This is a genomic window from Streptomyces lacrimifluminis (genome assembly GCF_014646095.1).
In the GTDB taxonomy this organism is placed as follows: Bacteria; Actinomycetota; Actinomycetes; order Streptomycetales; family Streptomycetaceae; genus Streptomyces; species Streptomyces lacrimifluminis.
This window is the reverse complement of record NZ_BMMU01000004.1, coordinates 73,596-99,841: the sequence shown is the minus strand read 5'-3', so window position 1 is coordinate 99,841 and position 26,246 is coordinate 73,596. Positions and strand designations below refer to the sequence as shown.

General features: G+C 70.6%; 20 protein-coding genes. 9 read left to right on the top strand and 11 right to left on the bottom strand.

All coding sequences use genetic code 11. From position 1 onward, the window contains the following. The first annotated feature begins 158 nt into the window (after positions 1 to 158). Positions 159 to 3,572 (top strand): AfsR/SARP family transcriptional regulator, encoded by a 3,414-nt coding sequence (locus tag IEY89_RS07965; RefSeq protein WP_189146586.1) that lies wholly within the window; start codon positions 159 to 161, stop codon positions 3,570 to 3,572. A 58-nt stretch (positions 3,573 to 3,630) separates the two neighbouring features. Here IEY89_RS07965 and IEY89_RS07960 read toward each other — a convergent pair whose 3' ends face one another. The 3 genes from IEY89_RS07960 to panB form a co-directional block, all read right to left on the bottom strand. Next, complete coding sequence (locus IEY89_RS07960; protein ID WP_229695089.1) at positions 3,631 to 4,488, bottom strand: ABC transporter permease; 858 nt, start codon at positions 4,486 to 4,488, stop codon at positions 3,631 to 3,633. Beyond that, positions 4,485 to 5,519 carry an ATP-binding cassette domain-containing protein gene (locus IEY89_RS07955; protein WP_189146585.1) on the bottom strand — a complete coding sequence of 345 codons (1,035 nt, stop codon included), beginning with the start codon at positions 5,517 to 5,519 and terminating at the stop codon, positions 4,485 to 4,487. Before IEY89_RS07955 ends, IEY89_RS07960 begins: the two co-directional genes overlap by 4 nt. A gap of 366 nt (positions 5,520 to 5,885) precedes the next feature. Beyond that, positions 5,886 to 6,761, bottom strand: a complete 876-nt coding sequence (panB, locus tag IEY89_RS07950) for a 3-methyl-2-oxobutanoate hydroxymethyltransferase (protein WP_189146584.1) — start codon at positions 6,759 to 6,761, stop codon at positions 5,886 to 5,888. A gap of 202 nt (positions 6,762 to 6,963) precedes the next feature. On the opposite strand from panB, the gene IEY89_RS07945 reads away from it, so the two are divergent. The 5 genes from IEY89_RS07945 to IEY89_RS07925 all read left to right on the top strand — a co-directional run bounded on the left by IEY89_RS07945 (position 6,964) and on the right by IEY89_RS07925 (position 12,749). Next, positions 6,964 to 8,562, top strand: coding sequence for an MFS transporter (locus IEY89_RS07945; protein ID WP_189146583.1), 1,599 nt, complete (start codon positions 6,964 to 6,966; stop codon positions 8,560 to 8,562). 168 nt (positions 8,563 to 8,730) lie between these two features. Beyond that, a complete protein-coding gene (locus tag IEY89_RS07940; protein WP_189146582.1) occupies positions 8,731 to 9,357 on the top strand; it encodes a TetR/AcrR family transcriptional regulator in 627 nt (208 codons plus the stop codon). Positions 9,358 to 9,655: 298 nt separating this feature from the next. Further along, a complete protein-coding gene (locus tag IEY89_RS07935) occupies positions 9,656 to 10,636 on the top strand; it encodes an endonuclease/exonuclease/phosphatase family protein (RefSeq protein WP_373287215.1) in 981 nt (326 codons plus the stop codon). A 109-nt stretch (positions 10,637 to 10,745) separates the two neighbouring features. Beyond that, a complete protein-coding gene (locus IEY89_RS07930; RefSeq protein ID WP_189146580.1) occupies positions 10,746 to 12,020 on the top strand; it encodes an MFS transporter in 1,275 nt (424 codons plus the stop codon). Positions 12,021 to 12,176: 156 nt separating this feature from the next. Further along, entirely contained in the window at positions 12,177 to 12,749 is a 573-nt protein-coding gene (locus tag IEY89_RS07925) for a dihydrofolate reductase family protein (protein WP_189146579.1), read from the top strand. Positions 12,750 to 12,798: 49 nt separating this feature from the next. Here IEY89_RS07925 and IEY89_RS07920 read toward each other — a convergent pair whose 3' ends face one another. From IEY89_RS07920 to IEY89_RS07900, 5 genes are all read right to left on the bottom strand, one after another. Then, positions 12,799 to 12,993 (bottom strand): hypothetical protein, encoded by a 195-nt coding sequence (locus IEY89_RS07920; protein WP_189146578.1) that lies wholly within the window; start codon positions 12,991 to 12,993, stop codon positions 12,799 to 12,801. 125 nt (positions 12,994 to 13,118) lie between these two features. Beyond that, positions 13,119 to 14,873, bottom strand: coding sequence for an NAD+ synthase (locus tag IEY89_RS07915; protein ID WP_189146577.1), 1,755 nt, complete (start codon positions 14,871 to 14,873; stop codon positions 13,119 to 13,121). A gap of 116 nt (positions 14,874 to 14,989) precedes the next feature. Next, positions 14,990 to 16,945: a S53 family peptidase gene (locus IEY89_RS07910; RefSeq protein ID WP_189146576.1), complete on the bottom strand. Its 1,956-nt coding sequence runs from the start codon at positions 16,943 to 16,945 to the stop codon at positions 14,990 to 14,992. A 182-nt stretch (positions 16,946 to 17,127) separates the two neighbouring features. After that, entirely contained in the window at positions 17,128 to 17,751 is a 624-nt protein-coding gene (locus tag IEY89_RS07905) for a DUF305 domain-containing protein (RefSeq protein ID WP_189146575.1), read from the bottom strand. Beyond that, positions 17,748 to 18,425 carry a thioredoxin-like domain-containing protein gene (locus IEY89_RS07900; RefSeq protein ID WP_189146574.1) on the bottom strand — a complete coding sequence of 226 codons (678 nt, stop codon included), beginning with the start codon at positions 18,423 to 18,425 and terminating at the stop codon, positions 17,748 to 17,750. Before IEY89_RS07900 ends, IEY89_RS07905 begins: the two co-directional genes overlap by 4 nt. Positions 18,426 to 18,748: 323 nt before the next feature. On the opposite strand from IEY89_RS07900, the gene glnA2 reads away from it, so the two are divergent. Further along, positions 18,749 to 20,110: a gamma-glutamylpolyamine synthetase GlnA2 gene (gene glnA2, locus IEY89_RS07895; RefSeq protein ID WP_189146573.1), complete on the top strand. Its 1,362-nt coding sequence runs from the start codon at positions 18,749 to 18,751 to the stop codon at positions 20,108 to 20,110. Between the two features lie 172 nt (positions 20,111 to 20,282). Beyond that, entirely contained in the window at positions 20,283 to 20,963 is a 681-nt protein-coding gene (gene lepB, locus IEY89_RS07890) for a signal peptidase I (protein WP_189146572.1), read from the top strand. Positions 20,964 to 21,065: 102 nt separating this feature from the next. On the opposite strand, the gene IEY89_RS07885 is transcribed toward lepB, so the two are convergent. Further along, complete coding sequence (locus IEY89_RS07885) at positions 21,066 to 21,512, bottom strand: VOC family protein (protein WP_189146571.1); 447 nt, start codon at positions 21,510 to 21,512, stop codon at positions 21,066 to 21,068. A 44-nt stretch (positions 21,513 to 21,556) separates the two neighbouring features. Next, positions 21,557 to 22,072: a pyridoxamine 5'-phosphate oxidase family protein gene (locus tag IEY89_RS07880; protein ID WP_189146570.1), complete on the bottom strand. Its 516-nt coding sequence runs from the start codon at positions 22,070 to 22,072 to the stop codon at positions 21,557 to 21,559. 176 nt (positions 22,073 to 22,248) lie between these two features. On the opposite strand from IEY89_RS07880, the gene IEY89_RS07875 reads away from it, so the two are divergent. Then, entirely contained in the window at positions 22,249 to 25,260 is a 3,012-nt protein-coding gene (locus IEY89_RS07875) for a bifunctional [glutamine synthetase] adenylyltransferase/[glutamine synthetase]-adenylyl-L-tyrosine phosphorylase (protein WP_189146569.1), read from the top strand. A 28-nt stretch (positions 25,261 to 25,288) separates the two neighbouring features. Here IEY89_RS07875 and IEY89_RS07870 read toward each other — a convergent pair whose 3' ends face one another. After that, positions 25,289 to 26,170, bottom strand: a complete 882-nt coding sequence (locus IEY89_RS07870; RefSeq protein ID WP_189146568.1) for a phosphatase PAP2 family protein — start codon at positions 26,168 to 26,170, stop codon at positions 25,289 to 25,291. Positions 26,171 to 26,246 lie beyond the last annotated feature (76 nt).

Below are 26,246 nucleotides of genomic sequence, written 5' to 3'. Positions count from 1 at the left end.
GGCTGGTGCGGGCGGGTCGACGGTACCCGTGCCCTGTGAGGAACGCCCCACCCAGGGTCGGAGGTTCCTGGAGGTACCCGGAGATCCTGGACCTCTCCCCGTTCACGCGCGCGTAAACCCACGCGCGCCACGCGACCGCCCCCGGAGAGAATGGACCCGTGCGCTATCGCATCCTCGGCACCACCCAGGCTCTCCGTCCCGACGGCACCCTCGTCCCGGTCGGCGGTGCGCGGCTGCGCGCCCTGCTGACCGTGTTCGCCCTACGGCCCGGCCGGACCGTGCCCGCGGGCGTCCTGGTGGCGGAGGTGTGGAACGGGCAAGCGCCCGCCGACGCGACGGCCGCGCTACAGGCCCTGGTCGGCCGGCTGCGCCGGGCGCTAGGCCCGGACACCATCGCCTCGGCCGAGGGCGGCTACCGGCTGTGCGCCGCGCCGGACGACGTCGACCTGCACCGGTTCGGGCGGCTCGCGGACGAGGGCACGCGCGCACTGGCCGACCGCGACCCCGCCAAGGCAGCCGTCGTCCTCGACGACGCCCTCGCCCTGTGGCACGGTCCGGCCCTCGCGGACCTTCCCGACCGCACCGCCGAGGCGGCCCGCTGGGAGACCCGCCGCCTGGACACCCGCCGCGCCCGCCTCACCGCCGCCCTGGCCCTGGGCGGCGCGGAACAGTCACTGCCCGAGCTGACCGCCCTGTGCGACAGCCACCCCCTGGACGAGTCCCTCCAGGCCCTCCGCCTGCGCGCACTGCGCGACGCGGGCCGCCCGGCCCAGGCACTGGCCGCCTACGAGGACGTACGCCGGCTGCTCGCGGACCGGCTCGGCGTGGACCCCGGCCCCGAACTCCGGGCGCTGCACGCGGAGTTGCTGAATCCGGACGAAGCACCCCAAGACGCGTGGGGCGCGACCGCCCCTGCCTCCGGCGGCGGGGCCGCGAACCCCGTGGGCGCGGCTCCCGCACGGGGCGGCCCGGTCCAGGCCCGGTCTCCCGTCCCGCCCGGCACCCCACCCCCGCCCGCATCGCCGCCCCCGGGCAACCTGCGCGCCCGCCTCACCTCGTTCGTCGGCCGGGAGTCGGACATCGAGGCCATCCGGGGGGATCTGGCCGCCGCCCGGCTCGTGACGTTGCTCGGGCCCGGCGGGGCCGGGAAGACACGGTTGTCGCAGGAGGCCGCCGAAGCCCTGCGGGACGGTCCGGGAGACCGGCCGTGGGGCGGGACACGGGACGCCGCACCGGACGGGGTGTGGCTGGCCGAACTCGCGCCCGTCGTCGACCCGGACGCGGTCCCCGAAGCCGTACTCACCGCCGTCGGGGCCCGCGAGACCGTGCTGCGCGGTGCCGGCGCCGAGGAACTGCGCGCCGCCTCCGCCGAACGCCACGACGACCCCCTCGTACGCCTCACCGAGCACTGCGCGAACCGGCGGATGCTGATCCTCCTCGACAACTGCGAGCATGTCATCGCCGCCGCCGCGCACCTCGTCGCGGAGCTGCTGGCGCGTTGCCCGGGAGTCACCGTGCTCGCCACCAGCCGTGAACCCCTGGGCGTACCGGGGGAGTTGGTGCGTCCAGTCGAACCGCTGCCCGAGCCCGTCGCGCTCCGGCTGCTCGCCGACCGCGGGGCAGCCGCCCGGCCCGGGTTCCGGGTCGAGGACGATCCGGAGGCCGCCGCCGAGATCTGCCGGCGGCTCGACGGGCTGCCCCTCGCCATCGAACTGGCCGCCGCCCGGCTGCGGATGCTGTCGCTGCGGCAGATCGCCGGCCGCCTCGACGACCGTTTCCGGCTGCTCACCTCCGGCAGCCGTACCGTCCTGCCCCGCCAGCAGACCCTGCGTGCCGTCGTCGACTGGTCCTGGGACCTGCTCGACACCGACGAACGGGACGTCCTGCGGCGGCTGTCCGTCTTCGCGGGCGGCTGCGACCTCCCCGCCGCCGAAGCGGTGTGCGGGCCCGTCGCGCTCGAAGCGCTCGGCTCGCTCGTCGACAAGTCCCTTGTCGTGGCCGCCCCTTCGGACGACAACGGCACGATGCGCTACCGGCTCCTGGAGACCGTCGCCGAGTACTCCGGTGAGCGCCTCGACGAGTCGGGCGCCCGCTCCGAAGCGGAGCGCGCGCACCTCACGTACTTCCGTGAACTCGCCCGCACCACCGACCCGTTGCTGCGCGGACCAGGCCAACTGGCCGCGCTCGACGTGTTCCAGGGGGAGAGTGAGAACCTCCGCGCCGCCCTCCGTCACGCCGTCACCGCGCGCGACGAACAGGAGGCGCTCTGCCTCGTCCTGTCGATCTCCTGGTACTGGCAGATGCGCGATCTCCGCCTCGCCGGCCGCAACTGGTCCCGCGAGGTCATGAACCTCGGCCCCGACCCCTTCGCCCTCCCGATCCGCCCGGCCCGGCCCGTGTGGGAGCGCTGCACGGACACCCCGCCCCCCTGGAACGGCGAGCTCCTCGAAGAGGCCCGGCGCGGTGTCCACCTCATCCATCTCGCCTCCATGGACCTGGAGTTGGAGGCCTGGCAGACGCCGGAGGCCAGGCAGAAGCTGCGCGCCATCACCCAGGTCTACGAACCCGGCGCCCCGCAGACCTGCCGCTACCCAGGCATCCTCTGGTTCTACGCCGTCATGCTCACCCGCGACATGGAGCGGCTCAGCGTCATCGTCGGCGAATCCGTGCGCACCTGCCGCGACGCGGCACCCGGCTACGAGTGGGAACTCGCCGCCTGTCTGCAGATGCGCGCCAACGTCCTCGCCAACCGCAGCGACTGGGCCGGTGACGCGACCCGTGACGCCGACGAGTCGCTGGAGATCTTCCGGCGCCTCGGGGACGCCTGGGGCGCCGCCGAGGCGCTCTCCGCACGCGGCGAGGCCCATGAACGCAAGGCCGAGTACGACGCCGCCGCCACCGACTTCCGGGACGCCATAGAACTGGCCGAACAGCTCGGCGCCCGCGCCCAGAAAACCGTGCTCGCCGCCCGCCTCGGCAACGTGTTCCTGGAGGCGGGCCGGAACGAGGAGGGGGAAAGGCTGCTGCGCGAAGTGATCGAGAACGCGGAGGGGATGGTCAACGAGGCCATGCCCGCCGCCCGGCTCTTCCTCGCGGCCTGGCTCGGCATCACCGACCGGGTACCCGAGGCACGCGAGCAACTCCGGCTGCTGCGCTCGGAGTTCAGGGCCGCCTCGTTCGTCGTCTTCGACGCGTTCATCCTCGGCGCGGAGTCCTGGCTGGACATCGTGGAAGGACACTACGAGGAGGCACTCGCCAAGGCACGGCAGGCGGTGTCCCGCGCCGACGACGAGCTGTCCCGCGCCATCGCCCCCCATCTGCGCTCCACCTTCCTGACCACCGGCGCCGCCGCCCTCGTCGGCTTCGACCCCGGCCGCGCCCACGACGCCGCCCGCTGCCTGGGCGCCGCCGACGCCCTGCTGCCGCCCGGCCATGTCTCCGGACACATGGAGCGCGAGGTCCGCGCCCGCTCCGTGCGCGCGGTCCGCGAGGTGCTCAGTGACGAGGCGTACGAGGCCGCGTACGCGGAGGGCGGCCGGCTCTCCCCGGAGGAGGCGACCGTCCTCATCTGACATCCGACGCGTACAGCACCGACGTACCGCGGTAGTCGGCTCCTCCAGCCCTTCTTCTTCAGCTCTTCGTACGGAACTTGTGGATGGCGACCGGCGCCATCACCGCCGTGATGGCCGCCGACCAGCCGATGGTCACCCACAGGTCGTGCGCGACCGGGCCGCCCACCATCAGTCCGCGCGCCGCGTCCGCGAGCGTGGACAGCGGGTTGTAGTCGGTGAACGCCTGAAGCCAGCCCGGCATCGACTGCGTCGGGGCGAAGATCGACGAACCGAACTGGAGCGGGAACAGCACCAGGAAGCCCATCGCCTGCACGGACTGCGCGCTCTTCATCATCACGCCCAGGGTGAGGAACACCCACATGATCGACGAGGCGAAGAGCGTGGCCAGGCCCACGGCCGCGAACAGCCCGGGCCAGTGGTTGATGTCGAAACCGACCAGGACGGCGACGATCATCAGCACGGTGGTCGCGAACAGCATCCGGATCAGCTCGACCGAGATCTTGGCGAACAGCACCGAGCCGCGCCCGATCGGCAGCGACCGGAAGCGGTCCATGACACCGGAGTTGAAGTCCTGGCAGAACCCGGTGCCGACGCCCTGGGACAGCGTCATGCTCATCATCGCGATCATGCCGGGGATCACGTACTGCACATAACCGTCCTGCCCGCCGCCCAGGGCCTGCCCGATCGAGCCGCCGAAGACGAACACGAACAGCAGGGTGAAGATGACCGGCATCAGCAGCGCGTCGGCCATCGACTCGGGGTCCTGCCGGATCCACAGCAGGTTGCGGCGGACGAGGGCACCGGTGTGCCGCAGATGGCCGCGCAGCGGAATCCGTCCGTCCGCCTGGACGCGGTCCCGGCCGGCCTTGTCGCCGTCGTGGTGGATGTCGTTGACGGTCGCGGTCGCGGTGCTCATACGGCGACCTCCTCTCGGGTGTCGGCGGGGGTGGTGGCGTCGTCCTGCGGGGCACCGGCGCGATGGCCGGTGAGGGACAGGAACACCTCGTCCAGGCTGGGCAGTTCGGTGGAGATCGAGGAGATCGTGATACCGCGTGCGACGACCGCGCCGGTCACGGCGGTGAGCTGCTCGTCGCTCAGGACCGGCACCAGGACACTGCCGTTCTCGGTGTCCACGGTCGTGGTGGCGAGTCCGGTGATGCCGAGGTCGTCGAGGTCACGGGCGAGCGGGCGCAGTTGCAGGGGATCGGCCGGCCGGATCCGCAGGGTACGGCCGCCGACCTTCGCCTTCAGCGCGTCGATGGCACCGCCGGCGACGACCTTCCCCCGGTCGATGACGGCCAGCTCGGAGGCGAGCTGTTCGGCCTCCTCCATGTACTGGGTGGTGAGCAGCACGGTCACCCCGTCGCCGACCATCCGCTTGACCTCGGTCCAGACCTCGTTGCGGGTGCGGGGGTCGAGGCCGGTGGTGGGCTCGTCGAGGAAGAGGACCTGTGGCCGGCCGATCATCGAGGCGGCCAGGTCCAGCCGCCGCCGCATACCGCCGGAGTACGTGCTCGCGGGCCGCTTGGCGGCATCGGTGAGCGAGAACCGCTCCAGGAGTTCGTCGGCCCGGGTGCGGGCGTCCTTGCGGGGCAGGTCGAGGAGCCGCCCGATCATGTACAGGTTCTCCCAGCCGGGGAGCTTCTCGTCCACGGAGGCGTACTGCCCGGTGAGACCGATCACCCGGCGCAGCTGCCGGGGCTGTCGCAGGACGTCGTACCCGGCGACGGTCGCATGCCCGGAGTCGGGCTGCAGCAGGGTGGAGAGGATGCGTACAAGGGTGGTCTTGCCGGCGCCGTTGGGTCCGAGCACCCCGAGTACGGTGCCTTCCCGGACGTCCAGGTCGACGCCGTCCAGCGCCTTCGTCTCGCCGTAGTGCTTGACCAGCCCCCGCACGGAAACGGCACGTGTGACCCCGTCGGTGGGGCGGTTGTCGATTCGCGTCATGGGACGAACCTGTCACCCCCCACCGACAAACCGCCTACAGACCACCGACACCCGCGATCGCGCCCGCCCGGGCCTTGTTTCCCACCCACCCACCCACCCGTTCACCGCCTGTATCCGGCGCGGGCCTGGGGCGCCTCGCCTCGCCCGGTGGTCAGGGATGAGGCCTGTTCAGCCCGGCCGGTGTTTCCCGCCCACCCGTTTCTCCAGCCCAGGCCCGGGCACATCCAGCCCGTCTGGGGGCGCAGCCCCCAGGAACGGGATGGGACGGGTCAAAGCCGCAGCCCGCCGATGGGGGAGTCGGCGGGCTGCTCTCGTACCGCAGTGGCTCTGTTGGATCCGTGAACCCGGTGGACGGGCAGCGGACGGTCAGTGCACGGAGTGCTCCTCCGCCGGGAACGTCCCGCCGGTCACATCCTCCGCGAACGCCTTCGCCGCGCTCCCCATGACCTCACGCAGATTCGCGTACTGCTTGACGAACTTCGGCATCCGCCCCCCGGTCAGCCCCAGCATGTCCGTCCACACCAGCACCTGCGCGTCCGTCTCCACACCCGCCCCGATCCCCACCGTGGGGATGTGCAGCGTCCGCGTGACCTCCGCGGCCAGCTCCGCCGGCACCAGCTCCAGGACCACCGCGAACGCCCCCGCGTCCTGCACGGCCTTCGCGTCCCGCAGCAACTGCTGGGCGGCCTCCTCGCCGCGCCCCTGGACCCGGTACCCCATGGAGTTCACGGACTGGGGTGTCAGGCCGATGTGGGCCATCACCGGGATGCCGGATTCGACCAGCAACTCGATCTGGCGGTGCGAGCGCTCGCCGCCCTCCAGCTTGACGGCACCGACCCCCGCCTCCTTCACCAGCCGGGTGGCCGAGCGCAGCGCCTGCACCGGGCCCTCCTGGTAGGAACCGAAGGGCAGGTCGCCGACGATCAGCGCCCGGCTCGTACCGCGGACGACGGCCGCCGACAGCATGGTCATCTCGTCGAGGGTCACGGGAACCGTCGACTCGTACCCCAGGTGACAGTTGCCCGCCGAGTCGCCGACCAGCATGACCGGGATACCGGCCTCGTCGAAGACGGACGCGGTCATCGCGTCGTACGCGGTGAGCATGGGCCACTTCTCGCCGCGTTCCTTGGCGGCGGTGATGTCCCGGACCGTGATGCGGCGGGTGCCCTTGCCTCCGTACAGCGCGTTCGTCGCGTTGGTGCTGCCGGCGGAGGCCTGGTGGGCAGGCTGAAGCTGCGTCATGGCAACGGCTCCTTCAATCATCTCGAGGCACCCTGACGGCGTCCCCGGATCACCACCATGGTGGCACCTCCCGTCCCGGGACGGCTAGTGGTCGCCCGGGGAGGACGCCCTCTGTGCGAAACATCTCGCGCCGCGGTAAGTTCTCGGTAAAGGATTCCGATACGAGACGGTATCGTATCGGAACGGCTCTAGGCTTGCCGTCATGACTACTCCCGCCGGTTCACCCACCCTCGGCCCCCGGATCCCCGAGGCCGTGCACCGGCGACGCTGGGTGATCCTCGGCGTGCTCATGCTCAGCCTGCTGATCGTGGTGCTCGACAACTCCATCCTCAACGTCGCCATCAGAACGATCTCCACTCCCGCCCCGACCGGCCTGGGCGCCACCCAGAGCGAGCTGGAGTGGGCGATCAACGCCTACACCCTCGTCTTCGCCGGGCTGCTGTTCACCGCCGGGATCCTCGGCGACCGGCTCGGCCGCAAGAAGGTGCTGCTCGGCGGTCTCGCCGTGTTCGGCCTCGGCTCCGCCTTCGCCGCCTTCGCCGGCTCGCCCACCGAGCTCATCCTCTTCCGGGCCGTGATGGGCCTGGGTGCCGCCTTCGTGATGCCCGCCACCCTCGCCGTCCTGATGAACGTCTTCGAGCGCGAGGAGCAGCCCAAGGCGATCGGTATCTGGGCCGGCGGTGTCGGGCTCGCCATCGCCATCGGGCCGATCACCGGAGGCATCCTCCTCGACCACTTCTGGTGGGGTTCCGTCTTCCTGATCAACGTGCCGATCGTGATCATCGCGCTCGTCCTGATGACGGTCCTGGTGCCCGACTCCCGCGACCCGAAGCCAGGCCGTGTCGACCCCGTCGGGGTCGTGCTGTCCGTCGTCGGGCTCGTGCTGCTCGTCTACGGCGTCATCAAGGGCGGCCAGCTCGCAGACTTCACCGACCCGCAGGTGCTGGCGACCATCGGCGCCGGTCTCGCCGTACTCGTCGGCTTCGTGCTGTTCGAGAAGCGCAGCGACCACCCGTCCATAGACGTGACGTACTTCCGCGACAAGACCTTCGCGACCGCGATGTCGGTCATCGCGCTCGTCTTCTTCGCGCTGATGGGTGTGACCTTCTTCTCGGTCTTCTACACCCAGAGCGTGCGCGGCTACTCGCCCCTCCAGACCGGTCTGCTGATGCTGCCACTGGCCGCCGCCCAGCTGATCTTCGCGCCGCGCGCCCGGCTGGCCGTCGACCGTTTCGGCAACCGGGCCACGACCACCGCCGCCATGCTCCTGATCGCCGCGACCCTTGCCGCGTTCGCCACGTTCGGGACCGACACCCCGATCTGGGTGCTGGAAGTCGTCTTCTTCCTCATGGGCACCGCCATGGCGCACATCATGACGCCGACCAGCGTCGTCATCATGCAGGCCCTGCCCCGCGAGAAGGCCGGCTCCGCCTCCGCGCTCAGCAACACCTTCCGCCAGGTCGGCGGCGCGCTGGGCATCGCCGTACTCGGCTCCGTCCTCTCGGCGGCCTACCGCGGCGGCATCGAGGACAAGCTCGGCGCGCTGCCCGCCGACGTACGGCACACAGCGGGCGAGTCCATCGAGGCCACCCTCGGTGTCGCCGCGAAGCTCGGCCCCCGGGGCGACTCTCTGGTGGCCCCCGCCAACGACGCGTTCCTGCACGCGATGCACCTCACCGCGCTGTGCGGTGCGGGCGTTGCCCTCCTGGGCGCCCTGGTGGTCGCCCTGTGCCTGCCGGGCCGCCCGGAAGCACCCCAAGAGGCCGAGGAGAAGCCGCAGTTGACGTCAGCGGACCACTGAGCAGCGGGGAGAATCGACGCGGGACTCAGAACCGCAGAACCGCAGGGCGCCGGAGGACCGGAAGACAAGACAGCAGAACGACAAGACAGGCAGAAACGAACAAGACAACAGAACGACAAGACAGGCAGAAACGAACAAGACAACAGAACGAGGAAAGGAGCAGGTCGCGTGAACCTCGCGGATGGCCCGGACGGCCCGGCCGGTCGGAGCGGCACCCGTGGCCGCCCCCGGAGCGAAGCCGTGGAGCGCTCCATCATCGAGGGCGTGATGCAGCTCCTGGAGGAGGGGGTACCGCTCGCGGACATCTCCATCGAGCGGGTGGCCCGTACCGCCGGTGTCGGCAAGGCGACCATCTACCGCCGCTGGCCGGGCAAGGAGGAGCTCTTCGTCGACGTCATGCGGGTCATGGAGCCCGCCGACCCGGAGCTGCCCGGCACGTCGATGCGCGACGACCTGGTCGTCCTCCTGGAGGCGCTGCGCCGGCGCGGACTCGCGGGCCGGTCCTCGGCCCTCCTGCACAACGTCCAGGCCCAGATGAAGAGCAGCCCCAAACTCTGGGCCGCCTACCACGCCACCGTCGTCGAACCGCGCCGACAACTCGGTGCCGAACTCCTGCGCCGCGGCCAGCGGAGCGGCGAGGTACGCGCGGACATCGACGTCACGATGATGTACGACCTCTTCCTCGGCCCCATGCTTCTGCGCGTCGTGCTGCGCCCAGAAGGGGACCTGCCGGAGGGCCTCGCCGAGCAGATCGTCGACACGCTGCTGGAAGGTCTGCGGCCGGCGGCCCCGTAACCAGCAATTCGTACGCCTGTCGGGCCGGTCGACGCCCGACTGTGCGTGTTTCGTCACAGAGGACCGTCTGCGGGCGGCAACCGGAACTGGTCGTGCCGACTTGTTCGTCATCGTCCCCGTACGGCCGTCATGAGACGGCGAGATCGGAACCGATCATCCCCTAGGGTCTTAGGCGCGGGGGACGGACGGTGTGCACGGCAGGTTGTGAGGCGACGGTATGGCCCAGCAGGCGTACATGGCGGAGACGGACAACGGAGGCTCGGGACCCGAGCGCCGGGGGCCCCGGCTTCGGCGCCTGATGAGCCGTCTGACGGCCGGCTGGCGAGGTGATCCGAGAATCTGGCGCCGGGGCCTGATCACGGCGGCGCTGGCGGTCCTGCTCGCCCTGGTGATGGTGCTGCACGCGCAGATCCCCAACCGGATCGGCAACCTCGGCAGCCTCAGCGAGACGTTCCTGCCCTGGTTCGGCATCATCTCCGTACCGCTGCTGCTCCTCATCGCGCTGATCCGGCGCTCCGCGACCGCACTGATCGCGGTGGTGCTGCCCACGGCGGTCTGGTTCAACCTCTTCGGCGGGCTGCTCGGCAGCAACGCGGGCACCGGCGGCAACCTGACGGTGGCCACCCACAACGTCAACGCGGAGAACCCGGACCCGTCCGGCACCGCCCGCGAGGTGGCGGGCTCCGGCGCCGACCTCCTCGCCCTGGAGGAGCTGACGGAGACGGCGGTCCCGACGTACGAGAAGGCCCTCGCGTCGACCTTCAAGTACCACTCGGTGCAGGGCACGGTCGGGCTGTGGAGCAAGTACCCCATCAGCGCCTCCCGGCCGGTGGACATCAGGCTGGGCTGGACCCGCGCGATGCGCGCCACCGTGGCGACGCCGGAGGGACCGGTCGCGGTGTACGTCGCCCACCTCCCCTCGGTACGCGTGAAGCTGGAGGCCGGGTTCACGGCCCGCCAGCGCGACCGGAGCGCGGACGCGCTGGGCGAGGCGCTCTACGACGACAAGCTGACGCGCAAGATCCTGCTCGGCGACCTGAACGGCACGATGAACGACCGCGCGCTCAACGCCGTCACCGCCCAGATGCGCTCCACACAGGGCGCGTCGGGCAGCGGGTTCGGATTCAGCTGGCCGGCGTCGTTCCCGCTGGCGCGGATCGACCAGATCATGGTGCAGGGCGTGGAACCGGTCAGCTCGTGGTCACTGCCGCGCACGGCGAGCGACCATCTGCCGATCGCGGCGAGGGTGAAGGTTCCGGCATCGGCAACGGGCTCGTAACCCGGGGGATCGCCGCGGGAATACTGGGCCTGGCAGTCTTTGTTCCGTACGTGAACATAAGCTGTACGGACGTACGCCCGCCGCACCCTTCGAAAGGCCCCGCGCTCTGATGTCCCGGCCCACGCCGACCACGCCGCCGACCACCCTGTCCACCCGCAGGACCACGCCCCTGGCCCTGCTCGCCCTGGCCGTGGGTGCTTTCGGCATCGGCACGACCGAGTTCGTGATGATGGGCCTGCTGCCCGACGTCGCCGACGACCTGGGCGTCTCGATCCCGTCCGCCGGGCACCTGGTGTCGGCGTACGCGATCGGCGTCGTCATCGGAGCCCCGCTGCTCGCGGCGGTCACGGCCCGGTTGGCGCGCCGCAAGGTCCTCATCGGCCTGATGGCCCTGTTCGTGGCGGGCAACGCCCTGTCGGCGTTCGCACCGACCTACGACTACCTGCTGGCCGCCCGCTTCCTGAGCGGGCTGCCGCACGGCGCCTTCTTCGGCGTGGGCGCGGTGGTGGCCACGAGCATGGTCGCCCCGGAGCGCAAGGCCCGCTCGGTCTCCCTGATGTTCCTGGGCCTGACGGTCGCGAACGTGGTCGGCGTCCCGGTGGCGACGGCCATGGGCCAGCAGCTGGGCTGGCGGACCACCTTCCTCGGCGTGAGCGTGATCGGCGTCGCGGCGATAGCGGCCCTGGCGCTGCTGATCCCGCACGGCCGGGCGGAAACCCCGGTGGCGGGGCTGCGCGGCGAACTGGCCGCCCTGAGGTCGCTGCCGGTCTGGCTGGCCCTCGGTACGACGGTCGCGGGCTTCGGCGCCCTGTTCTCGGCGTACAGCTACATCACCCCGATGCTCACGGACTCCGCCGGGTACGCCGACTCCAGCGTGACGCTGCTGCTGGCCCTGTTCGGCGTGGGCGCCACCATCGGCAACCTGGTGGGTGGCCGGCTCGCGGACCACTCGATGCGGGGCACGCTGTTCGGCGGTCTGGTGTCGCTGGTCGTGGTCCTGGGCGCGTTCCCGCTGCTGATGAGTACGGCGTGGAGCGCGGCGCTGGCGGTCACGCTGCTCGGCGTGGCGGCGTTCGTCACGGGCTCGCCGCTCAACCTGATGGTGATGGAGCGGGCGTCGGCGGCCCCGTCCCTGGCATCCTCCGCCAACCAGGCGGCCTTCAACCTGGCGAACGCCGGGGGAGCGTGGATCGGCGGCCTCGCCCTGGCGGCGGGCTTCGGCGTGACGTCTCCGGCGCTGGTCGGCGCGGCTTTGGCGCTGCTGGGCCTGGGGGTTGCGGGGGTGGCGTACGTGGTGGACCGACGCGCGGTGACTCCGTCGGCTGGGCGGGAGCGTGTGGTGGCGTCGCATGTGCCTGTGCGGGCGGAGAAGGTGCACCACTGAGGGGTTGATTTCCCACCCACCCGCCCGTTTACGGCTTGATTCCAGGGTGCCCTCGAAGGCCTCTGCCCGATCGCCGATGAGTTTTGCCGCGCCCCGGAGTCAGTCAGGGTAGAAACGGCTGAGAACCAGCCACCAGACGCAGCCAGGAGACCCGAGATGCGCACCCTGATCAGCACCGCCTTTGTCTCGCTCGACGGAGTCGTGGAGGCCCCGGGCGGCGAGCCCGGCTACCGGAACTCCGGCTGGACCTTCAAGGACGTCGAGTTCCTCCCGGAGGCCTTCGAGATCAAGGGCCGGGAACAGAAGGAAGCCGCCGCGATGATGATGGGCCGTGTCAGCTACGAGGCGTTCAGCCCGGTCTGGCCGAACATGGAGGACTTCGCCGATTACAAGGTGATGCCCAAGTACGTCGTCTCCACCACCCTCACCGAGGACGACCTGGTCCCGAACTGGGGCGAGACCACGATCCTGCGCTCGCTCGACGACGTCGCCGCACTGAAGGAGACCGAGGGCGGCCCGATCATCATCCACGGCAGCGCCACCCTCACCCGCGACCTTTCCGACGCCGGCCTGATCGACCGCTACCACCTGCTGGTCTTCCCGCTGCTGCTCGGCGCGGGCAAGCGCCTGTTCAGCGCCACGGACAAGGACACCCAGAAGCTGAAGCTCGTCGAGTCCGAGACGTACGCCAACGGCCTCCAGAAGAACGTCTTCGACGTGGTCCGCTGAGGTCTCCGACTCGTCGCCCGGTGAGAGCGCCGTACGCGCGTACCTGTCCTCAGCTCTGACTTGCTTCGTTCACCGGGACCGGACTCACACGGTGGCAGCAGCACGTGCACACCAGGTAGCGCAGTTCCGGAATGCCGCTCTCCCGGGACTTCGCGTCCCGGCACTGGTCGTGGGTGCCGATGGTGCAGAGGCTGGACACGTACGGGGGATCGGGCGTCCAGGCCGGCCGCAGGGCGTGAGTCACTCTCTGTCCCCCTGTGGTAGAGCGGGATCACGTTCCACGTGCCGCCCCACGGGTCCCGGTGATCCCCGCTGTGCCCGCTGGGGAGGATGCACGCGCCCACTTCGCCACCCGGCATGTCCCACCCCTCAAACCGACTCCCGCCACCCATTCGTAATAGGCAGCCGCCGGTCCTTCCCGAAGCCCTTCGGCGAGATCTTCGTGCCCGGCGGATACTGCCGCCGCTTGTACTCCGCCGTGTCCACCATCCGCAGCACCCGGGTCACCAGTTCCGCGTCGTACCCGGCCGCCACGATCGCGTCGGCACCCGAGTCCCGGTCCACGTACAGCTCCAGAATCGCGTCCAGTACCGGATAGTCGGGGAGGGAGTCCGTGTCGATCTGGCCCGGACGCAACTCCGCGCTCGGCGGCTTGGTGATCGAGTTCTCCGGGATCGGCGGCGTCTGGCCCCGCTCAACCGCAGCCCTGTTGCGCCACTTGGCGAGCCGGAAGACCGACGTCTTGTACACGTCCTTGATCGGGCCGTACGCGCCCACCGAGTCGCCGTACAGCGTCGAGTAACCCACCGCCAGTTCCGACTTGTTGCCGGGCGCCAGCACGATGTGCCCCTCCTGGTTGGAGATCGCCATCAGCATCGTGCCGCGCAGGCGGGACTGGAGGTTCTCCTCCGCCAGGCCCGTGAGGTCCAGCGAGCCCATGTACGCGTCGAACATCGGCGAGATCGGCACCGTACGGAGGTTGAGGCCCGTACGCTCCGCCAGATCCGCCGCGTCGCCGATCGAGTGGTCCGACGAGTACTTCGACGGCATCGCCACGCCGTACACGTTCTCCGCGCCCACCGCGTCGCACGCCAGCGCCGCGACCAGGGCCGAGTCGATACCGCCGGACAGGCCGATCAGGACCGACCTGAAGCCGTTCTTCGTCACGTACGCGCGCAGGCCGACCACCAGCGCCGAGTACATCTCCTCGTCGTCGTCCAGGCGCTCCGCGTACGCACCCGTCTGCTCGGCCTCGTACGCCGGCAACGGTTCCTCGGACAGCACCACGCGGTCGATGCGCAGGCCGTCGTCCACCACGCCTGTCGGGGCGTCGGCCAGGGCCGCCGGCAGGTCCAGGTCCAGGACCACGCAGCCCTCCGTGAACTGGGGGGCCCGTGCGATCACCTCGCCGTTCCTGTCCACCACGATCGAGTCGCCGTCGAAGACCAGTTCGTCCTGCCCGCCGACCATCGCGAGGTAGGCGGTCGTGCAGCCCGCCTCCTGGGCGCGCTTGCGGACCAGCTCCAGGCGGGTGTCGTCCTTGTCGCGCTCGAACGGGGAGGCGTTGACCGAGAGCAGGAGGCCCGCCTTCGCGGAGCGCGCCGCCGGGACCCGGCCGCCGTCCTGCCAGAGGTCCTCGCAGATCGCCAGGGCCACGTCGACACCGTGCACGCGCAGTACGGGCATGGTGTCGCCCGGCACGAAGTAGCGGAACTCGTCGAAGACGCCGTAGTTGGGGAGGTGGTGCTTGGCGTAGGTGAGGATCACTTCGCCACCGTGCAGTACCGCGCCCGCGTTGCGCGGGGAGCCGGCCGGGCGGCCGAACTTCGGCAGGTCGCTCTCGGACCGGTCGAGGTAGCCGAGGACCACCGGCAGCTCACCGAAGCCCTCGTCGGCGAGGCGCGTGGCGAGGGAGCGCAGGGCCGCGCGGGACGCCTCCACGAAGGAGGAGCGCAGGGCGAGATCCTCGACGGGGTACCCGGTCAGCACCATCTCCGGGAACGCCACGAGGTGCGCTCCCTGCTCGGCGGAGTGCCGGGTCCAGCGGAGGACCGAGTCCGCGTTTCCGGCGATGTCGCCGACGCGCGAGTCGATCTGGTTCAGGGCGAGGCGTAGTTGAGGCACGCCGCCAAGTGTAATCGTCAATGCGACGCGATGGGGTGGCGGAGGGGTGTGGGTCGCCCCACGTCCCCCTCCGCCACCCCATCACCACAGGTGCCGTCTCAGCCCTCTCAGCCGCCTCAGCGGCGGTACGACTCCACGTAGCCCTTCGCGGGCGTGCCCACGCCGGTCACGTCGTCGTAGCCGCGTACGGCCTTCAGCGAGCTGTCCCTGCCGAGGCTGCGGACGGAGGTGAGGATGCCGTCCGTGGCGTCGTAGCCGTTGGCGAAGTCCAGGCGTGCCACGGCGAGTCCGTACCCCGTGGGGTTGTCGGTCACGTCGTGGTAGACCTTCGCGTGCGAAGTGGACTGCGCCGCGTACCTCGCGTAGATCGCCGGGTTGGCGAAGCCGATCGGGGCGCCGCCGCGGGCCTCCTGCGCGAGGGCCTGTACGGCCGCGATCACCGGTGCCGCCAGGGATGTACCGCCGATGCGGTACTCGTCGTACGCGGTGCCGCCCCCGGGCAGGGTCTGGGTCTGGCCGACCTTGAAGCCGGTGTTCGGGTCGGCGATCGCCGCGATGTCCGGGACGACCCGGTTGCCCTTCTCGCTGTTGGCCTTGGCCAGCGAGCTGGGCACCAGGCCCTTCTGGTAGAAGGGCTCCGCGACGGTCGCGCTGGTGCCGCCGCCCGCGCCCGACGTGTAGGCGCCCGGGAAGTCGGTCCAGCTCTTGCCGTCGGCCGACAGCGTGGCCTTCTCGGTGCCCCAGCCGGTCTCCCACAGGTACTTGTCGTTCTTGCCGACAGCCAGCGAGGTACCGCCGACCGCCGTCACCCACGCCGAGTTGGCCGGGGTGTCGACCTGCTTCGTGCCGGTGTTGAGGACCTCGTCGCCGTTGTCGCCGGAGGAGAAGTAGAAGCCGATGCCCTGGACCGCGCCCAGCTTGAACACCTGGTCGTAGGCCGCGGCCAGATCCGGTGTCTCGTCGGCCTCGGCGCCGCCCCACGAGTTGGAGACGATGTCGGCGAGGTGCTGGTCGACGACCTTGCTGAGCGCGTCGATCAGGTCGTCGTCCATGCAGGACGCGGAGCCGACGTAGGTGATGTCGGCGGCCGGCGCGACCGCGTGCACGGCCTCGACGTCGAGGGTCTCCTCGCCGTACCAGCCGGCCGCGGAGCAGTCCTCGGTGTGCGTGTAGTCCGCCGGTGTGACCTGCTTGAGCTGGCCGCTCCGGTAGGCGGCGTCGCCGTGCCTGGCCGCGTAGGTGGCGGCGTCGGCGGCGATGTACGGCGAGGCGTAGGCGTCGGTGATGGCGACGCGCACCTTCCTGCCGGTCCGGCTGCCCGCGCCGTACGCGGCCCGCAACTGCTTGCCCGTGTAGCCCTCGACGGCATACGGGATCTGCTTGCCGTATGCCGTGGGAAGCGTGGAGGCGGTGTTCGAGCCGTAGTGCGTGGAGAACGGCCCCGCGTTGCGGAACACTGTCTCCGGCGCCGGCAGCGTGTCGTCGTGGGTCGCCGTGTGCGGGGCGTTGTCCAGGCCCGTGACGGTCAGGACGGCACCGTTCAGGCTCTCCGGCGCGGAGGCGGCCTTCGCGGGCGCCCGGTAGGTCTTCCTGCCCTTGGCGTAGTTGTGCAGCTGGGTGCTGAAGGCCTTCTCGGCGGCGGCCACGTCACCGGTGACCGTGACGTAGTGCGCCGTGACGCCGGTGACCGTGAGGCCCGCCGACCTCAGCCACGCCTTGACCGCGGCGACCTGGGCCGGAGAGGCCCCGAAGCGCTGCTGGACCTGCGCGGCGGTGAGGTACCTGCCGTACACGGCGGACGTCGGGTCGGAGACGGCCTTCGCGTACGCGGTCAGACCGGTGGCGTCCCGGCCGGCGAGGTAGACCCGGGCGGTGACCCTGGAGCCGTCGGACGTGGCTCCCTTGTCCGCCTGGGCGGTGGCCCACGCGGGCCTGGTGCCGGCGAGCGTGTCCCGGCCCGGGGCGTCCGCGGCATGGGCCGCGGGAATGCCGAGCGCCAGCGCGCCGGCGAGCAGAGGCACTGTCGCTGCCAGGCTCACACCGGCGCGCCTGACGGCGCGAGTGGATCTCATGGAACCCCCTGATGCGGTTCAACGCGAGCAAGACGAGTGATCACTCGCCGCTGGCCACTCTCGCGATGAACCATTCATGCCAGGGAAATCCAGGGGGAATGGCTGGGCCAAGAAGCCCCCAAGAGACCGTATAAGCGGGTGATTTGAGGCGTTCGACCCAATCGTCCCGCTGAACAGCTCCCCTAGGAAAGGGCCTTGGCGCCGCGCTCCTTCAACATCCCCGCCATCAGGGAGATCTCCGACTGCTGCGCGTTGACCATGCCCTGCGCCAGCCGTTTCTCCACCCCCACCTCGCACCGCTGCACACACCCGTTGGCCATGTGGACACCGCCCTGGTGGTGCTTGGTCATCAGCTGGAGATAGAAGACCTCCGCCTGCTTGCCGTTGAGCTTGCCCAACTTGGTCATCTGGGTGTTGGTCGCCATGCCCGGCATCAGCGCGCCGTCCTTGCCGTCGGCCATGCCCGCCATGTCCATCCAGCTCATCGGCGCGGCCGAGGACACCTTCGGCAGCTCCCACAGGTCGAGCCAGCCGATCAGCATGCCGCGCTGGTTGGCCTGCGTCTGCGCGATGTCGTACGCGAGCCGCCGGATCTCCTCGTCGGTCGTCCGGTCGCGCACCACGTAGGACATCTCGACGGCCTGCTGATGGTGGACGGCCATGTCACGGGCGAAGCCCGCGTCCGCCGAGTCGGCGGCGGGTGCCTTCGTCCCGGAGTCGTCGCCGTCGGCGACCGCGTAGGTGATCGCGCCGGCCGCGACGAGCGCCGTCGCGGCGGCACCGGCGATCCAGGCCGACCGGCTCACTGGGCCAGTCCGTTCGTGCAGGCGGCACCCGGCTCAGGGGTCTGCTTGCCCTGGACGAACTCCTCGAAGAACTTGTCCACGTTCGGGTCCTTGGCGCTGGTCACCGTGCGCTGCTTGCCCCAGGCGGACAGCATGATCGGGTCCGCCTGCTTGTCGTCCGGACTCATCAGCGTGTACGGCGTCTTCTTCACCTTGGCCGCGAGCGCGTCGATGTCGGTCTTCGACGCCTTGCTGTTGTACGTCACCCACACGGCCCCGTGCTCCAGCGAGTGCACGGCGTTCATGTTGTTGATCGCCTTGGCGTAGACGTCGCCGTTGCAGTTCATCCAGACCGCGTTGTGGTCACCGCCGACCGGGGGCTCCATCGGGTAGTTCACGGTCTTGGTGACGTGGTTCTGGGTGAGCTTCGTGTCCCAGGTCTTCACGCCGTCCGCGCCGGTGACGAACTTGCCCGTGCCCTTGGAGTCGGTCGCCGCGGTGTCACTGTCGTCGGACTGCTTCTGCACGAGGACCGTCACACCGACGACCAGGCCGGCCACTATGAGAACACTCACGCCGATCGTGAGGATCCGGGTCCGGCGCTCACGCGAGCGCTCGGCGCGCCGCATCTCCTCTATACGCGCCTTGCGCGCCGCGCTTCCACTGTCTTTGGCGCTCTTCTTGGCGGAACCCATGGGATCGGTCCTTCTGGGGAAAGGGGCGGTCGGTCGGCCGGTTGACCGGTCTGATCGTAATCCGTGGCCGCTGATCGTAATCCGCGCCCGCCCGCAACGCTTCCCGTCGGGGATCACCCATTACGGATGTCGCCGCGAACAGGCAAGATGAGGGGAAAGAGCGGTGCACCTGCCGTACGCGAGTCGTTCACCCCTGGGTCGGCTGGACGATCAAGGTGCGCAACGCGCATGAAATGCTGTTGTGGTGGGATGCTCAGGTGCCCCACCGCCTTCCGTGGTGCGGGAGACAGGCGGCCTGACCAGCAAGGATGGGGAAGCGGAAGATGGACAAGCAGCAGGAGTTCGTGCTCCGGACGTTGGAGGAGCGTGACATCCGGTTCGTCCGGCTGTGGTTCACGGACGTCCTGGGCTTCCTCAAGTCCGTGGCCGTGGCCCCGGCCGAGCTGGAGCAGGCCTTCGACGAGGGCATCGGTTTCGACGGCTCCGCGATCGAGGGATTCGCTCGTGTATACGAGTCCGACATGATCGCCAAGCCGGACCCGTCGACGTTCCAGATCCTCCCGTGGCGCGCGGAGGCCCCCGGCACCGCCCGTATGTTCTGCGACATCCTCATGCCGGACGGCTCGCCGTCCTTCGCGGACCCGCGCTACGTCCTCAAGCGGGCCCTCACCCGCGGCTCCGACCTGGGCTTCACGTTCTACACGCACCCGGAGATCGAGTTCTTCCTCCTGAAGGACAAGCCGCTGGACGGCACCCGCCCGACCCCGGCCGACAACTCCGGCTACTTCGACCACACCCCGACCCACGTCGGCCAGGACTTCCGCCGCCAGGCGATCACCATGCTGGAGTCCATGGGTATCTCGGTCGAGTTCTCCCACCACGAGGGCGCTCCCGGCCAGCAGGAGATCGACCTGCGGTACGCGGACGCGCTCTCCACGGCGGACAACATCATGACCTTCCGCCTGGTCATGAAGCAGGTGGCGCTGGAGCAGGGCGTCAACGCGACGTTCATGCCGAAGCCGTTCTCCGAGCACCCCGGCAGCGGTATGCACACCCACCTCTCCCTCTTCGAGGGTGACCGCAACGCGTTCTACGAGTCCGGCTCGGAGTACCAGCTCTCCAAGGTCGGCCGCTCCTTCATCGCGGGGCTGCTGAAGCACGCGGCGGAGATCGCGGCGGTCACCAACCAGTGGGTGAACTCGTACAAGCGCATCTGGGGCGGCTCGGAGCGCACCGCGGGCGCCGGCGGCGAGGCCCCCTCGTACATCTGCTGGGGCCACAACAACCGCTCGGCCCTGGTCCGCGTCCCGATGTACAAGCCCGGCAAGACGGGCTCGGCGCGCGTCGAGGTCCGCTCCCTGGACTCGGGCGCGAACCCGTACCTGGCCTACGCCGTCCTGCTGGCCGCCGGCCTCAAGGGCATCGAGGAGGGCTACGAGCTCCCGCCGGGCGCCGACGACGACGTCTGGGCCCTCTCGGACGCGGAGCGCCGCGCGATGGGCATCGAGCCGCTCCCGCAGAACCTGGGCGAGGCGCTCACGCTCATGGAGCGCAGCGAACTGGTCGCCGAGACGCTCGGCGAGCACGTGTTCGACTTCTTCCTGCGCAACAAGCGCCAGGAGTGGGAGGAGTACCGCAGCGAGGTCACGGCCTTCGAGCTGCGGAAGAACCTGCCTGTGCTGTAGGCACAGTTCAGAGGGGTTTTCCCCACAGGGCAACACGTAGGGCCGACGGTTGCGGACCGTCGGCCCTACGGCGTTTCAGTGGCCCTGGGCCGTCTCCGGGCGGCCCGCACAGTCCGTTCACGGACACCGGTTACCGTCACCCCTGCGGAAGTGCCGCACGGGGAGGGGAACGATGTCGGTCAAGGGGCGGGGACTGTGGGTCACGGCTGCCGTGGTGGGGCTCGTGGGGGTGGTGCTGGCGCTCGGCTCCCTCGGGTACGCGCGGACTTGGTACGCGGCTTTCAGCGTCAGCAGCGAGAGCATGGCGCCGACGTACGAGCCGGGCGACCGGATCTTCGCCGAGCGGGTCGACGGCAGCGAGGTGCGGCGCGGTGACGTCGTGCTGTTCTCGTCGCCGGAGCGCTACCCGTCCATCGGGAGCGTGATGCAGCGGGTGATCGGTGTCGCCGGCGACCGGGTGGTGTGCTGCACGGGCGAGGGCCCGGACGCGCGGCTCAGCGTGAACGGGAAGCCGCTCCCGGAGCCGTATGTGAACGGCGGCGACGCGGACGGCATGCACAAGCCGTACGACGTGACGGTCCCGAAGGGGCGGCTGTTCCTGCTCGGTGACAACCGGAACGACTCCGTCGACTCGCGTTTCTTCGAGAGCGACCACGACGGGACGGTCGCCTTGTCCGCCGTACGGAGCCGGGTGACCGACGACTACACGATCCCCGTCGTCATCGGTACGGCCGTCATCGCCGGGACCGTCCTGGCCCTGGCCGGCCTCGGGCTGGGGATCGCCGCGTTCGTCGCACGGCGACGGCAGGGGGCGGTGCCGGTGGCGCCCGAGCCGGTGCCACAGGTCACGTGACGGGTCGAGCGGCGTCCTGACCGGTGCTCCCGCGCTCGGTGACGCGGGAGGCGGGAGGCGGGACAGTCCCGGGGCCGTGGCCGCGGCCCCGGGGACAGCCTCCTATCGGGCGTCGGCCGCCATGTCGCTCAGCAGCACGTGCAACGGCTTCCCCGCGCGCTGGCGGTACTCCTGGATCGCCCAGCCGTTGCCGTCGGGGTCCTTGAAGTACATGAAGGTGGCGCCGTCGTCCGGCGAGTACTGCGTCGGCTCCGACACCTCCAGGCCGCGTTCGACCAGCTCGGCGTGGGCCGCCTTGATGTCGGCGACGCACAGCTGGAGGCCCTGGTACGAGCCCGGCGCGGGCGTCGGGCCGTCCATCGTCTCCCAGAGGGTGTCGCCGAGGGCGATGGAACAGCCCGAGCCCGGTGGCGTGAGCTGGACGATGCGCATCCCCGGCATGACCTCCTGATCGATGTCGACGTGGAAACCGGCCTTGTCGCGGTAGAAGTCACGGGCCCGGTCGATATCGCTCACGGGCAGCGGGATCACTTCGAGCGTGTACTGCATCGCTGGTCCTCCAGATCGCGTTCACGTCGTCCTTGACGGGAGCGTCAGCCGAACCGCCAGCGGGTCTGGCTGAACGGCTCCCCCTTACCGAAGCCGAAAACCGTGCGGGGCGCCACCGAAAAGACCAAGGCGTGCCCGGGACCGTGGTGGAAGTACCCGTTCCGCACCTCGAAGTGCCAGAAGCTGCCGTACTTGGCCTCCCAGGCCGCGGCCAGCTCCCGCAGCCGGCCGTCGTCCGAGACCCGTACGGCCGCGCCCTCCACCACCAGGTCGTAGCCCCGGTTCCAGGTGTTGGCGCCGGTCGTCAGCACGACGTGCGGGTTGTCGGCGAGGTTGAGGGCCTTGCGTTCCCCGGGACCGGTGCAGAAGTGCAGTGCGCCGTCCGACCAGACCGCGGGGAGCGGGGTGACGTGGGGGCGGCCGTCGGGCCGCACCGTCGAGATCCAGAAGAGCTCGGCCCCGGCGAGCATCCCTTCCGCGTCGGCCCAGGCGGTCGCGGTGGCTGCGCTCTCGCTGTAGCGGGGGTCGAGCCGGGTCCGCGGGGCGGGGGAGTCGGACATGGGGCGGCCTCCTCGATGCGGGCGAACGGTGTCGTGGTGCAGACCCCGTACGGCGGTGGAAATCATCGGTCCGACCAGTGGACATCGCTCCGGTCCGTCCGGCGCTTCCCGCGGCCTCTCCGGTTACGCTCGTGGGCGTACGACCTTGATCCGATGGTCCGACGGAAAGGCCCAGGATGATGGCGCCGGGGCGCAGGAGCAGTACCTTCACGCGGCTGCTGCGGCACGGTTTCACCGATCCCTCCGCCGCCGAACGGCTTCTCGACAGTGTCGAGCTGGCCCCGATGCGGGACGACCCGGTGCTGCTCGACGCGCTGGGCGCGACCGCCGACCCGGATCTCGCGCTGCTCGGGCTCGTCCGGCTCGCCGAGGCGCAGGACGGGCGGAGCGCCCGGCACGAGCTGCTGGACACGGTGATAGCGGCGAAACCGCTGCGCGACCGGCTGCTCGGGGTGCTCGGCGCCTCCGCCGCCCTCGGCGACCACCTGGTCCGGCATCCCCGCGACTGGCAGGCCCTCGCCAGGTACGAGCCCAGGGATCTCCACCCCGGGGTGGAGGAGTTCGAGCGGGGGCTCGCCGAGGCCACCGACCCCGTGTCGCTGCGCGTCGCCTACCGGCGCTGCCTGCTGTCCATCGCCGCCCGCGACGTGTGCGGCACCACCGACCTCGCCGAGACCGCCGCCGAGCTGGCCGACCTCGCCACCGCGACCCTCCGCGCCGCCCTCACCATCGCCAGGACCGCCGCGCCCGACGACGCCGCACAGTGCCGGCTCGCCGTCGTCGCCATGGGCAAGTGCGGTGGCCATGAGCTCAACTACGTCTCCGACGTCGATGTCATCTTTGTCGGCGAGGCTGTCGACGGGGCCGACGAGGGGAAGGCGCTGCAGGCCGCCACCCGGCTTGCCTCGCACCTCATGCGAATCTGCTCCGAGACCACCATCGAGGGGAGCATCTGGCCCGTCGACGCCAATCTGCGCCCCGAAGGCCGCAACGGGCCGCTGGTGCGCCCCCTCAGCAGTCACCTCGCCTACTACCAGCGCTGGGCCAAGACCTGGGAGTTCCAGGCGCTGTTGAAGGCCCGCCCGGTCGCCGGTGACATCGAACTGGGGGAGGCGTACGTCGCCGCGCTGGCCCCGCTCGTCTGGCATGCCGCCGAGCGGGAGAACTTCGTCGCCGACGTCCAGCGGATGCGCCGCCGCGTAGTCGAGAACATCCCCCTCGCCGAGGTGGACAGGGAGCTGAAGCTCGGGCCGGGCGGTCTGCGCGACGTCGAATTCGCCGTCCAGCTGCTCCAGTTGGTGCACGGGCGCGCCGACACCTCCCTGCGCAGCGGGACCACCCTGGATGCGCTGGGCGCGCTCGCCGCAGGCGGGTACGTCGGACGCGCCGATGCCGTGCAGCTCGACGACGCCTACCGGTTCCTGCGGTCCATGGAACACCGGATCCAGCTGTTCCGGCTGCGGCGCACCCACCTCGTGCCCGAGGACCAGGCCGATCTGCGGCGCATCGGGCGCTCGCTGGGGCTGCGCACCGATCCGGTGGCCGAGCTGAACCGGGAGTGGAAGCGGCACGCGTCCGTCGTACGGCGGCTGCACGAGAAGCTCTTCTACCGGCCGCTGCTCGACGCCGTGGCCCAACTCGCCCCCGGCGAGACCAGGTTGAGCACCGTTGCGGCTCGGGAGCGGCTGGTGGCGCTCGGGTACGCCGATCCGGCCGCCGCGCTCAGGCACCTGGAGGCGCTGGCCAGCGGGGTGAGCCGGAAGGCGGCCATCCAACGGACCCTACTGCCAGTCCTGTTGGGCTGGTTCGCCGACTCCGCCGATCCGGACGCCGGGCTGCTCAACTTCCGCAAGGTGTCGGACGCGCTGGGCCGAACCCCTTGGTATCTGCGGCTGTTGAGGGACGAAGGGGCCGCCGCCGAGAACCTGGCCCGGGTCCTGTCGGCCGGGCGCCTCGCCCCCGACCTGCTGATGCGGGCCCCGGAGGCCGTCGCGCTGCTCGGCGACGGTGACGGGGCAGGCGGTCTTGAGCCACGTCAGCGGGACCACCTGGAGCAGGAGATACTGGCCGCCGTCGGCCGCGCCGACACCGGCGAGCAGGGCGTGTACGCCGCGCGTGGTGTCCGGCGGCGCGAGCTGTTCCGTACGGCCGCCGCCGACATCGTCGGCTCCTACGGCACCGAGCAGTCGCCCGCCGAGGCCGACCAGGGCGCCCTGGTGGACCGGGTCGGCGCCGCGATCTCCGACCTCACCGCCGCGACCCTCGCCGGGACCCTGCGGGCTGTCGTGCGGGACGGCTGGGGGGACACGCTGCCCACGCGGTTCGCGGTGATCGGCATGGGCCGCTTCGGCGGGCACGAGATGGGGTACGGCTCCGACGCCGACGTCCTGTTCGTGCACGAACCCCGGGAAGGCGTCGACGAGCACGAGGCGGCCAAGGCGGCGAACACCGTCGTCTCCGAGATGCGGCGGCTCCTCCAGGCGCCCAGCGCCGACCCGCCGTTGCTCATCGACGCGGATCTGCGCCCGGAGGGCAAGTCGGGGCCGCTGGTCCGGACCCTGACGTCGTACGAGGCGTATTACCGTCGCTGGTCCCTCGGTTGGGAGTCCCAGGCGCTGCTGCGGGCCGAAGTCGTCGCCGGGGACCAGGAGTTGGGGCGCCGCTTCCTCGACCTGATCGACCCGCTGCGCTACCCGGCGGAGGGGCTCGGCGACGACGCGGCGCGCGAGATCCGACGTCTGAAGGCGCGTATGGAGTCGGAGCGGATGCCGCGCGGCGCCGATCCGACCCTGCACACCAAGCTCGGGCGGGGCGGCCTCTCCGACGTGGAGTGGACCGTCCAGTTGCTCCAGCTCCAGCACGGGTGGGCCGAACCGGGGCTGCGGACGACCCGTACCCGCGAGGCCCTCGCCGCCGCCTGCGCCGCCGGACTGATCTCCGGGGAGGACGCGGCGATACTGGACGAGGCGTGGGTCCTGGCCACCCGGGTGCGCAACGCCGTGATGCTGGTGCGCGGGCGGGCCGGGGACACCTTCCCCTCGGACGGACGTGAACTGGGCGCGGTCGGACGCTACCTGGGGTACGGGCCGGGTCATGTCGGCGACATGATCGACGCGTACCGGCGGACCACCCGGCGGGCCCGAGGTGTCGTGGACACGCTGTTCTACGGGGCGGCGGCCCAGGCGTAGGAACCCCGGCCCGGCACTCCCGTCGGGCCTATGGCTTGACCGGGAGCAGCAGGCCGCCCCGCCCCCGCACCGGGACCAGGCGCGGGAGGGCGTAGGGGAACGTGCCGTACCAGAGGCGGGCCACCGCGAAGCCGAAGGCCAGGCACATGAGGCCGCCCACCGCGTCCAGCCAGAAGTGGTTGGCGGTGGCGACGATCACCACCAGGGTGCCCACCGGGTAGAGCAGCCCGAGCACGCGTACCCAGGGGACGGAGGCCAGGGCGAAGATCGTCAGGCCGCACCACGTGGACCAGCCGATGTGCATCGACGGCATCGCCGCGTACTGGTTCGACATGTGCTTGAGGTCGCCGGAGGCCATCGAACCCCAGGTGTGGTGGACCAGCACCGTGTCGATGAAGTCGTTGCCGTTCATCAGACGGGGCGGGGCCAGCGGATACAGGTAGTAACCGACCAGGGCCACCGCCGTGGTCGCGAAGAGGGTCGTGCGCGTCGCCGCGTACCGGCCGGGGTGACTGCGGTACAGCCACACCAGGACACCGAGAGTGACGGCGAAGTGCAGTGTGGCGTAGTAGTAGTTCATGCCCACGATCAGCCATGTCACCGAGTTGACCGCATGGTTGACCGACTCCTCGACGGCGATGCCCAGACTGCGCTCGGTCTTCCAGAGCCAGTCCGCGTTGCGCAGAGCCTCGGCCTTCTGCTCCGGCACGGCGTTGCGGATCAGTGAGTACGTCCAGTAACTGATCGCGATCAGAAGGATTTCGAACCACAGCCGTGGCCTGCGCGGAGCGCGCATTCGGCGCAGCAGTCCCTTGACCACGCGGCCGTTCCCCTCCGCCATCTCATCCGCGACGGAGTGCGGTGCGGCCCGGTCGTGGCCTTCCCTGGTCGTCACGGTCGTCTCACCCATGGGCACAGAGTCTGCCAGATGCGGTCCCCTCCCAGATCATCCCCTGGTCCTGTCCGACCCGCACGTCCTACGAGGC

Coding starts and splice junctions, on each gene's coding strand:
- IEY89_RS07955 (WP_189146585.1), bottom strand. CDS start 5,519: ATGACGCGAATCGACAACCGCCCCACCGACGGGGTCACACGTGCCGTT.
- IEY89_RS07930 (WP_189146580.1), top strand. CDS start 10,746: ATGTCCCGGCCCACGCCGACCACGCCGCCGACCACCCTGTCCACCCGC.
- IEY89_RS07870 (WP_189146568.1), bottom strand. CDS start 26,170: ATGGGTGAGACGACCGTGACGACCAGGGAAGGCCACGACCGGGCCGCA.
- glnA2 (WP_189146573.1), top strand. CDS start 18,749: ATGGACAAGCAGCAGGAGTTCGTGCTCCGGACGTTGGAGGAGCGTGAC.
- IEY89_RS07935 (WP_373287215.1), top strand. CDS start 9,656: ATGAGCCGTCTGACGGCCGGCTGGCGAGGTGATCCGAGAATCTGGCGC.
- IEY89_RS07885 (WP_189146571.1), bottom strand. CDS start 21,512: ATGCAGTACACGCTCGAAGTGATCCCGCTGCCCGTGAGCGATATCGAC.
- lepB (WP_189146572.1), top strand. CDS start 20,283: ATGTCGGTCAAGGGGCGGGGACTGTGGGTCACGGCTGCCGTGGTGGGG.
- IEY89_RS07875 (WP_189146569.1), top strand. CDS start 22,249: ATGATGGCGCCGGGGCGCAGGAGCAGTACCTTCACGCGGCTGCTGCGG.
- IEY89_RS07925 (WP_189146579.1), top strand. CDS start 12,177: ATGCGCACCCTGATCAGCACCGCCTTTGTCTCGCTCGACGGAGTCGTG.
- panB (WP_189146584.1), bottom strand. CDS start 6,761: ATGACGCAGCTTCAGCCTGCCCACCAGGCCTCCGCCGGCAGCACCAAC.
- IEY89_RS07945 (WP_189146583.1), top strand. CDS start 6,964: ATGACTACTCCCGCCGGTTCACCCACCCTCGGCCCCCGGATCCCCGAG.
- IEY89_RS07880 (WP_189146570.1), bottom strand. CDS start 22,072: ATGTCCGACTCCCCCGCCCCGCGGACCCGGCTCGACCCCCGCTACAGC.
- IEY89_RS07910 (WP_189146576.1), bottom strand. CDS start 16,945: ATGAGATCCACTCGCGCCGTCAGGCGCGCCGGTGTGAGCCTGGCAGCG.
- IEY89_RS07960 (WP_229695089.1), bottom strand. CDS start 4,488: ATGAGCACCGCGACCGCGACCGTCAACGACATCCACCACGACGGCGAC.
- IEY89_RS07900 (WP_189146574.1), bottom strand. CDS start 18,425: ATGGGTTCCGCCAAGAAGAGCGCCAAAGACAGTGGAAGCGCGGCGCGC.